The organism is Nonomuraea longicatena (genome assembly GCF_039525605.1).
GTDB classification, from domain to species: Bacteria; Actinomycetota; Actinomycetes; order Streptosporangiales; family Streptosporangiaceae; genus Nonomuraea; species Nonomuraea longicatena.
Genome location: NZ_BAAAHQ010000039.1, coordinates 80,143 through 90,208, shown reverse-complemented (window position 1 = coordinate 90,208; position 10,066 = coordinate 80,143). Strand labels below are relative to the sequence as shown.

Here is a 10,066-nt window from a genome sequence, read left to right as displayed (position 1 = left end):
CTCAGGCCGAGGGCTTGCGGAACACCTCGACCATCGCGGCGTAACTGGCGAGCCCGTGACCTTCGGCGATCGCGCGCTTGCCCAACGCCGTGATGAGCGCGGGCCACTCGGTGTTGACCCCCAGCTCCTTGCTCTCGTCGAGCAGGTGGTCCATCGCATCGACGTGCGTATCGATGGTGGAGTCCTCCGCGGGCCACTCGCCCGCGTCGATCTGCGCGGCGTAGGCCTCGATGAAGCCCAGCGACATCTCGGCGAGCGCCTTGGCCATCGGCAGGTACTCGGTGGCCTTCACGCCTGCGGTGCCCAGCAGCGCGACACCGTGCAGGAAGCTGTTCTCGACGCCCCACATCATGGTGAGCAGGGAGACGTCGTAGAGGGAGGCGAGACCATGGTCCTCACCCATGTAGGTGGTCGCCGCGGGGGCCACCGCCTTGAGGGTCTGCTCGTGCTCGTCGAAGGCCGACTTCGGACCGCAGTACAGCAGCATGGCCTCGTCGGTGGCGATCGCGGGCGGGATGGCCATGATCGCGCTGTCGATGTACGCGCCGACCTTGTGCTCCACCGCCCACTTCGACATGTCCCTGGCCTGTGACGAGCTGGCGCTGGTCATGTTGACCAGCGTGCGGCCCGCCAGCGAACCCACCTCCGGGTCGAGCAGCTGGTGCACGGCATCGTAGTCCGAGACGCAGATGACGATCAGCGGGCTCGCCTCGACGGCGTCCTTGACCGAGGGCGCCAGGACCGCGCCCTTGGCGACGAGCTCGTCGGCCTTGGCGGCCGAGCGGTTCCACACGGTGGTCGGGTGCCCGCTCCCGAGGAACGCGGCAGCCAATGCCTGACCCATCAGGCCCAGACCGATGACGGTGACCGGCGCTTGGGCGGCATTGGGGTTGGACATCACATTCACTCCTGTTCGGTCCGCGCCCATTGGGGTGACGCGATGTGGTTGTTCGGTGGACTTCAACGGTTTCATCGGCAGGGGTGGCCCGACCAGCGGCGGATCTGACCATCTTCGAACGATTCGTGCCATAGACTCGCAATCATGAGTCCGGGCGCGATCGCGATCGCTGTGATCAACGGCACCGACATGCAGGTCTGCGAGATTTACGAGACCGCCATCGCGAACGCGGTCTTCGGTGACCCGCAATACGACCTGGCTAATCCCTGGTATGAATTGAAGCTTTGCGCGGTGAACGGGAACCAGCCTGCGGCGCGCGGGTTCTCCGTGCGCACGGCGCATGGGCTCGACGACCTGGTCGTCGCCGACACCGTCATCGTTCCCTCGGTTCCGTACTACGTGCTGCAGGGCAGCGCTCCACTGCCGTCGGACTTCGTGGACGCGCTGCGCGAGGCGGCCAGGGCGGGCGCGCGGATGGCGTCGATGTGCACCGGGGCGTTCGCCCTCGCCGAGGCGGGCCTGCTCGACGGCCGCAGGGCCACCACGCACTGGATGCACACCTCCGATCTGGCCAAGCGCTACCCGGAGGTCCAGGTCGAGGACACCGTGCTCTACGTCGACGACGGCAATGTCCTCACCAGTGCGGGCATGAGCGCGGGCTTGGACCTGTGCCTGCACCTGGTGCGTCGCGACCTGGGCGCCTATGTGGCCGGCCAGTTGGCCCGCCGGATGGTCGTGGCCGGTCACCGTCCCGGTGGGCAGGCGCAGTTCGTCGACCTGTCCGTCCCCGACAGCGACGACGACACCCTCGCGATGACGATGGACTGGGCCTCGCGCAACCTCGACCAGCCCCTCACCATCGACGCGATGGCGAAGCAGGCGGGCATGAGCAACCGCACCTTCTTCCGCAAGCTCCAGGCGACCACCGGCCTCACCCCGCTGAAGTGGCTGCTCAATCAGCGCCTGTCCCGCGCGCAGAGCCTGTTGGAGACCACCGACCTGCCGATCGAGCGGGTCAGCGAGGCCAGCGGCCTGGGCACCGCGGCCAACCTGCGCAGGCACTTCACCACACACTTCGGCGTCACGCCCACCGACTACCGGCACTCGCTCAGTGCCGGAGCCCGCGCCCGCAGAGCCGCCGAACCGGCGCCGACCCCGCTGACGCGGTCGTCGGCGCCCGGGTCCTGTCAGCCCTCTGCCGGCCAGGAGCTTTCCGCCGGCCAAGGACCGTTGCCTGCGTAGGCGTTGTCGATCACGTACCGCCAGCCGCCGTCCGCGCCACGCTGCAACACGTCGACCGCCAGGCCGCCGAGCTTCTCCGGCTTGCCGTCCCTGGTGGTGTCCATCGTCCACTCGACCACCACCATGGCGGTGTCGCCGTGGACCATCTTCTGGTGCACGGTCGCCTCGACGGTCGCGTTGCGGGTCGCGATGAAGTGCTTGACGTAATCCCTGCGCTCCTGGCCCGCGACCGGCTTTCCGGGCTCCCACATGCCGACTGCGTCGTCGACGTACAAGGCGTTGACGGCATCCGCGTCGCCCGCGTTGAACGCCACGTTGAACATTTCCTGGTGCGTGTCGATATCACTGGCCAGGGCGTGTTTTTCGAAGGCCATGGTGAGCCCACTCCCGTTCTTGGTATCGGATGTTTTCGGCGCGATGTCGGGCAACGCCGATGTGGACGCTACCGTCCGTCGAGTAGCGGCCGATCGCAGTCAGGTAATCGCTGCCGTACTTCGTCGAGAGCGGCAGCGATTACCCCGTTGACACCATGCCGAGATCCGATTGCCGCTTTCGTCAGCCGGGGAAGACCTTTGTCCAGTCGACGGAGGCGGCATACTCCGAGAAATCCCGTGCCTTGCGGCCGGTGACCTTCTCCACGCCGTCGGACAGGTACGCGGTCGCCCCGTCGTCGATGGCGTCGAAGAGCCGATTGACGTAGTCGGCCAGCTCTCGTGCGTGGCCCCGGCCCACGAGATGCCGGGCGTACTCCTCGCGGGAGAGCACGCTGAGGCGAACCTCACGGCCGGACGCGGCGGAGATCTCGGCGACGACCTCGCCGAAGGTCATCAACCGAGGTCCGGACAGCTCGTACACGGCCTCGTCGTGGCCGTCCTCGGTCAGCGCGGCCACAGCGACGGCGGCGATGTCCTCAGCATCGATGAAGGGCTCGGTACCCTCGCGGGTGGTGACCCGCAGCTCGCCCTCGGCGATCTCCGTGCAGAGGAAATTGGGTTCGCTGAAGTTCTGGCAGAACCAGGTGGGGCGCAGGATCGTCCAGCCGAGTCCAGAGCCGCTCACCACGTCCTCGACGCGGAACAGGCTCGGCTCGTCGGACCTCTTCGTGAAGGGGCGTGCGGAGAGCAGCACCAGGCGCTCGACGCCCGCGGTGGTGGCCGTGCCGAGGAAGTCGGTGAGCATAGTCGCGGCGTCGGCGCCCTGCTCGTCGACGACGTACACGGCCTTCATGCCGTCGACTGCGGCAGGCCAGGTGGAGCTGTCGTGCCAGTCGAAGCGGGTCGCGCTGGAACGCGAGGCGATTCTGGGCAGGTGACCGAGCTCGGTGAGCCGGCGTGCGACCCTGGCGCCCGTCTTGCCCGTGCCGCCGAGGACGAGAATGGGGGATTCGCTCATGCGTCTCATCCAAGCATGAGCGAATCCCCCACCCCCGCGACCGTTTCTCAGTTCGGTAACCCTCGGGGATATCGTCAGGCGGACATCGAACTCCCCGGAGCGGGGAAGTAGCCGCTGCGGACGAAGAAGTCCACGTATCTGCCGAACAGCGCCCGGTCGACGGGCGGGCACACGATCCCGCTGCCCGCCAGCGCCTTCTCCGTGTCCGAGACGTCCATCGGGGGGTAGGTCGGCCCCGCGCCCACGGAGTTGATCTCCTCGAACGAGTCGAACAGCGGGGTGATCGCGTTCTCCCGGTCGGCGTCGACGGTCGCGCGCCAGGCGTCCCAGTCGGTCTCGGGCAGGTCGTAGCCGATCGCCCGCAGGTGGTCGACGAGATCGCCGAACGACTGCGACTGCTCGTTGAACAGGTGGAAGGTGCCGTTCGTGGAGGACTCGCGGGTGGCCAGCGTGGTGATCGCCCCGCTGACGTAGTCCACCGGGACCAGGTGCACCCGGCCGGGCAGCCGGTCCGGGACCACGCCGGCCTGGAGCATGCCCTTGAGGCTGAGCCAGACGAAGTCCTTGGTCTGGCACGCACCGCTGTCGCGCTCCCCGCACACCACGTCGACCCGGTAGACCGACACGGGGATACCGCGGGCTCGGGCGATCCCGAGCACGCCCTCCGCCACCCACTTACTCTGAAGGTAGCCGTTGCGCAGCAGGTGCGCGGGACCGGTCGTGGCGGTGACACCCACTGGCTCGTTGTCCTCCGACGCGGCGAACACGCCCGTGGTCGACACGTAGTGCACCGGGACCGTGCGGTGGCGCGCGGCCAGCCGCAGCACCTCGACGGTGCCGGTCACGTTGGAGCTCTTCAGATCCGGGTACGGGCGCAGCCAGCTCACCGTCGCCCCGGCGTGGAAGACGGCGTCGACCCGACGAGCGAGGTCGTCGAACACCTGCTCGCCCAGGCCGAGCCGGGAGGAGGTGAGGTCGCCGACGTGCACGACGACCCTGGCCGGGTCGACCTCGCCCGCAACCTCGTACCACTCCAGGTTCTCCCGCAGCCTGCGCTCCGCGTCGGCCTGGTCGGCGCCGCGCACCAGGCAGTGCACGACCGCGTCGGTGTCGCGCACGAGGTCGCGCAGCAGGAACGCTCCGAGGAACCCACTGGCTCCGGTCAGCAGGACCTCCCTGGGATCGGTGGCGACGGTGACCACGGTGTCTGCGGCGACCACGTCGTCGTCGAGCACCACCTCGTCGGCGAAGTCCGTGCCCGCGACGGCGTCGTCCCCGCCGGTGACCGTTGCGCGCGCCGTGGCACAGAGGAACTCGGTCAGCGCGGCGGGCGTCGGGTGCTCGAACACCAGCGAGGCGGACAGTCGCGTGCCGATGTGCGCGGCCAGCCGGTTGCGCAGTTCCACCGAGATCAGCGAGTCGAAGCCGAGATCGACGAAGAACTGGTCGGCACCGATCGCGGAGGCGTCGGCGTGGCCCAGGACCGACGCGACCTCTGCGCGGACCAGCTCGCCCACGATCTCCCGCCGTCGCTGCTCGGACTGCCCGGCCAGCCGCCGTTCCAGCGGCTCGGCCTCGCCCGCCCCCCGGGTCGCCCGTCGGGACGTGATCCTGGCCAGGGCGGTGAACAGCAGCGGCACCGTGGTGGGTCGGGCGGCCAGCGCGCGCATGTCCAGCGACGTCACGACCGGGGCCGGACGACCGGTCCGCAGCGCGGCGTCGAACAGGCCGGGGCCGTCGTCAGGGGTGATCGGCAGCAGCCCGGTGCGGGCGATGCGCTTGAGATCGGCGTCGTTGAGGTTGCCGCCCATACCGCCCACCTGTGACCACAGGCCCCACACCAGCGAGGTCGCCGAGAGCCCGGCGCCCGCCCGGTGCGCGGCCAGCGCGTCGAGGAAGGTGTTCGCCGCAGCATAGGCGCCTTGGCCCGAACCGCCGATGACACCGGCGACAGAGGAGAACAGCACGAACGCCGACAGGTCCATGTCCTTGGTCAGCTCGTGCAGGTTCCACGCGGCGTGCACCTTGGGCCGCAGCACCCTGGCGACCTGGTCGGCGTCCAGGGAGCCGATCATGCCATCGTCCAGGACGCCCGCCGTGTGCACGACACCGATGAGCCGGTGCGCGGCGGGGATGGAAGCCAGCACCGAGGCGAGTTCCTCCCGGTCGGCGGCATCGCACGCGGTGATCGTCACCCGCGCGCCGAGAGCGGCCAACTCGTCGGCGAGGTCTCCCGCTCCCTGCGCGGCCGGGCCGTTCCGGCTGACCAGCAGCAGGTCGGTGACGCCGTGCACACGGACAAGGTGCCTGGCGAAAAATGCGCCCAGCGCGCCGGTCCCACCGGTGATCAGCACCGTGCCGCCCGGCCGCCACGGTGACGCCGCGCGCCCTGGCGCGAGCCGGGCCAGCCTGGGCACGGCCACCGAGCCCGCGCGCACGGCCAGTTGCGCCTCCCCCGTGGCGATCGCGGCGGGCAGCGCCGACATCGACGCCGGGTCGTCGTCGATGTCGATCAGCCGGAACCGGCCGGGCATCTCCGACTGCGCGGAGCGCAGCAGGCCCCAGACCGGAGCCGCGGCCAGGTCGATCGGCGTATCGGCGGCGTCGATCGCGCGCCGGGTCAGGAAGATCAGCGGGACCTCGGCGGAGCGCTCGTCGTCGTTCCAGGCGCGTACCAGTTCCAACGCTTGCAGGACGGCGGTCTGGGCCCGGTCGGCGACCGTGCCCGCCGCGTCGTCCTCTACGTCGTCCTCTGTGGCGAACATCAGCGGCGCGACCAGGCCGGTGAACGTCCCGGCGGCGGACAGCGCCTCGCCGACCCCGGCGAACCGCAGCGGCCACGGCAGGCCGCCGTGGCCGGTCTCCAACACGGCCGGCCCGGCCCGGCCGGTCATCCCGGCCGGGATGACCGGGGTCCACGCCACGCGGAACAGCGCCTCACCTGGACGGGCCAGTGCGGCGCCGACCTCGTCCTCGCTCGCGCGTCGGGTGACCACGGCCTCCGCACTGGCCAGCGGGGCGCCCGACGCGTCGGCCAGCAGCACCGACACCGCGCCGTTCCCGGCCGGGGTGACCCGCACTCTGGCGGCGGTGGCGCCCACCGCGTGCACGGTCACGCCACGCCACTCCGCCACGACGCCGGGGCGCCCGGTGAGCAGCGCGGCGGGGTGCAGCGCGGCGTCGAGCAACGCGGGGTGCACGCTGAACCCGTCCGCGTCGGTGTCGGCGGGCAGCCGTACCTCCGCGAACAGCTCGCCGTCGCGCCGCCACGCGGCCGGCAGCCCTGAGAAGATCGGGCCGAGGGCGAACCCGGCGTCGGCGCGGTGCCGCAGCAGCAGGTCGGCGTCCAGTGGCTCGGCGCCGGGCGGCGGCCACTCGCTCAGGTCTTCCTCGGCGTTCCGGCGGGGACTGAGCACCCCGTGGGCGGCCGGCGTCCACACGGGGCGATCCTCGTCCGCGCCGGTGTGCACGCTGATCCGCCGTCTGCCCGCGCCGTCCGGGGCGTCCACGGTGAGCTGCACGCGCAGCCTGGCCCGCTCCGGCAGCACCACCTGCTCGCACATCACCAGCTCTTCGACGTGCGGGCAGCCGACCTCGTCCCCGGCCCGCACCACCATCTCCAGCAACACCGAGGATGGGACGACCTGGCTGCCGAACAGGCGATGCTCACCCAGCCACGGCGCGACGGACGTCGACAGCGCGCCGGAGATCAGAACCTCGTCCCGGCCGGCGACCTCGACCGGGTCCCCCAGCAGCGGATGGTCCGACACCGGCCCGGCCGGGTCGTCGCCCCGCATCGCGGCGGGCGCCAGCCAGTAGCGCCGGCGCTGGAACGCGTAGCTGGGCAGCGGGCCTGCCGTCGCACCGGCCGGGGCCAGGTAGGCGGCCCAGTCGACCGCGATCCCCGCCGCCCACAGCCGGCCCACCGCGTCGACCAGCTCCAGAGGCTCGGAACCGCTGGTCCGGGTGCCGGCGACCGCCGTGACCCCGGCCCTGCCGTCGAGGCCGTCGCCGACCAGCGCGGTCAGTGCGGCTCCAGGGCCGACCTCCAGCGTCGCCGTGACACCCTGGTCGGCGAGGCGGTGCACGGCATCGAGGAAGCGCACCGGCCTGCGCGCCTGGTCGATCCAGTACTCGGGGGAGCACAGCGTGTCCGCGTCCGCGACCTCACCGGTGACCGTGGAGATGATCGGGATGGCCGGCGCGGTGAAGGTGACCGCGCGCACGACTTCGCCGAACTCGGCCAGCATCGGCTCCATCAGGGGGGAGTGGAAGGCGTGGCTGACGGCGAGCCGCTTGGTCGAGCGGCCCCAGGACGCCACAGTGGCGGCGATCCCGGTGACCACGTCCTCGTCTCCGGAAACGACTACAGCCGACGGCCCGTTGACCGCGGCGATGCCGACGCGGCTCTCGTAGCCCTTCAGCAGCGGCGAGACCTCGTCCGGGGTGGCCCGCAGCGCGACCATGACCCCGCCGGCGGGCAGCCGCTGCATCAGCCTGCCCCGTGCGGTGACCACAGCGGCGCCGTCGTGCAGCGACAGCACCCCGGCCAGGTGCGCGGCGGCCAGCTCGCCGATGGAATGGCCGACCAGCACGCCCGGCCGCATCCCCCACGACATCACCAGCCGTGCGGTGGCCACCTCGAAGGCGAACAGCGCCGGTTGGGCGTAGCGGGTCTCGCCGAGCCGGTCGCCTTCGGCGATCACCTGCCGCAGCGGGCGGTCCAGGTGCGGGTCGACGGCGGCGCACACCGCGTCGAACGCCTCGGCGAACACCGGGAACGCCGCGCACAGCTCCAGACCCATGCCGGCGCGCTGCGACCCCTGGCCGGTGAACAGCAGCCCGAGCCCGCCCTGGCGCGCGGACGCCACCGGAACGGTCTCCGTGTCCCCGGCCAGCGCGCGCAGCCCGGTCAGCAGGCCCTCGCGGTCGGTGCCCACCACGACCGCGCGATGGTCCAGCGCGGCGCGGGTCGTGGCCAGCGACTGCGCGATCCGCTCGGCCGACAGCGCCGGGTTCCGCTCGGCGAACGACAGCAGCCGCTCCGCCTGGGCCCTGGTCGCGCGCGGGGACTTCGCCGACAGCGGCCACGGCACCACCGGCAGGGGCGCCTCCCGCCCGGGCTCCCCGCCGCTGTCCGGCGCCTGCTCCAGGATCACGTGCGCGTTGGTGCCGCTGACCCCGAAGGACGACACCGCCGCTCGGCGCGGCCTGCCCGTCTCCGGCCACGGCCGCTGCTCGGTGAGCAGCTCGACGCCGCCGCGGGCCCAGTCGACCAGCGGCGTGGGCTCGTCGACGTGCATCGTCCTGGGCAGCACCCCGTGCCGGATCGCCTGCACGATCTTGATGACGCCGCCGATGCCGGACGCGGCCACAGCGTGGCCGATGTTGGACTTCAGCGACCCCAGCCACAGCGGCCGGGCCGCGTCGTGCGCGGCACCGTAGGTGGCCAGCAACGCCTGCGCCTCGATCGGGTCGCCCAGCCTGGTCCCGGTGCCGTGCGCCTCCACCGCGTCGACATCGGACGCCGTCAGCCGGGCCTCGGCCAGCGCCCTGCGGATGACCCGCTCCTGCGACGGCCCGTTGGGCGCGGTGAGCCCGTTGGACGCGCCGTCCTGGTTGATCGCGGAGCCGCGCAGCACCGCAAGTACCCGGTGCCCGTTGCGCTCGGCGTCCGACAGCCGCTCCAGCAGGACCAGGCCGACACCCTCGGACCAACTGGTGCCGTCGGCCGCCGCGGCGAACGACTTGCACCGGCCGTCGGCGGCGAGGCCGCGCTGGCGGGAGAAATCCACGAACCCGCCGGGGGTCGCGCTGATCGTCACGCCGCCCGCCAGCGCCAGGCTCGACTCACCGGAGCGCACGGACTGGGCGGCGATGTGCAGCGCGACCAGTGACGACGAGCACGCGGTGTCGACGGTGACCGCGGGTCCCTCGAAACCGAACGAGTACGCGACCCGGCCGGACACCACGCTGGTGAGCTTCCCGGTGATCAGGTAGCCCTCCAGCTCGGCCGGTCCACGCAGGCCGAGGTAGGTCTGCTCGACCGCGCCGACGAACACGCCGACGTCGTCGCCCTTGAGCCCGGTCGGGTCGATGCCCGCCGCCTCGAAGGTTTCCCACGCGGCCTCCAGCACCACCCGCTGCTGCGGGTCCATCGACACCGCCTCGCGCGGGGAGATCCCGAAGAACTCCGCGTCGAACTCGGTGGCGCCGTCGAGGAACCCGCCCGAGCGGGTGTAGGTCGTGCCGGGGGCTTCCGGGTCCTCGTCGAACAGCCGGTCCAGGTCCCAGCCCCGGTCGGTCGGGAACTCCGAGATCGCGTCCCGGCCGTCGAGCACGAGCTGCCAGAGGTCGTCGGCCGATGCGATCCCGCCGGGGTAGCGACAGGCCATACCCACGATCGCCACCGGCTCCTGCCGTCCGGACTCCAGCTCGGTGATGCGGTGTCGCGCCTTCTGCAAGTCCGCCGTGACCCATTTCAGGTAATCGGCGAGCTTCTTCTCATCCGCCATGGTCTTCTCTCAACCTTTC

At 71.5% G+C, this 10,066-nt stretch carries 5 protein-coding genes; 1 reads left to right on the top strand and 4 read right to left on the bottom strand.

Features of this window, described 5'->3' with window-relative positions:
* Position 1: 1 nt before the first annotated feature.
* On the bottom strand, positions 2 to 898 hold the full coding sequence (locus tag ABD120_RS30680) for an NAD(P)-dependent oxidoreductase (protein WP_343953666.1): 897 nt from the start codon (positions 896 to 898) through the stop codon (positions 2 to 4).
* Positions 899 to 1,042: 144 nt separating this feature from the next.
* Between ABD120_RS30680 and ABD120_RS30675 the strand changes: the two genes are divergently transcribed.
* Positions 1,043 to 2,140 (top strand): GlxA family transcriptional regulator, encoded by a 1,098-nt coding sequence (locus ABD120_RS30675; protein WP_343953665.1) that lies wholly within the window; start codon positions 1,043 to 1,045, stop codon positions 2,138 to 2,140.
* Here ABD120_RS30675 and ABD120_RS30670 read toward each other — a convergent pair.
* From ABD120_RS30670 to ABD120_RS30660, 3 genes are all read right to left on the bottom strand, one after another.
* Positions 2,086 to 2,568, bottom strand: a complete 483-nt coding sequence (locus tag ABD120_RS30670) for a YybH family protein (protein WP_343953664.1) — start codon at positions 2,566 to 2,568, stop codon at positions 2,086 to 2,088. The genes ABD120_RS30675 and ABD120_RS30670 overlap by 55 nt on opposite strands.
* A 127-nt stretch (positions 2,569 to 2,695) precedes the next feature.
* Positions 2,696 to 3,532 carry an NmrA family NAD(P)-binding protein gene (locus ABD120_RS30665; protein ID WP_343953663.1) on the bottom strand — a complete coding sequence of 279 codons (837 nt, stop codon included), beginning with the start codon at positions 3,530 to 3,532 and terminating at the stop codon, positions 2,696 to 2,698.
* 74 nt (positions 3,533 to 3,606) lie between these two features.
* Entirely contained in the window at positions 3,607 to 10,047 is a 6,441-nt protein-coding gene (locus tag ABD120_RS30660) for a type I polyketide synthase (protein ID WP_343953662.1), read from the bottom strand.
* Between the last annotated feature and the right edge of the window lie 19 nt (positions 10,048 to 10,066).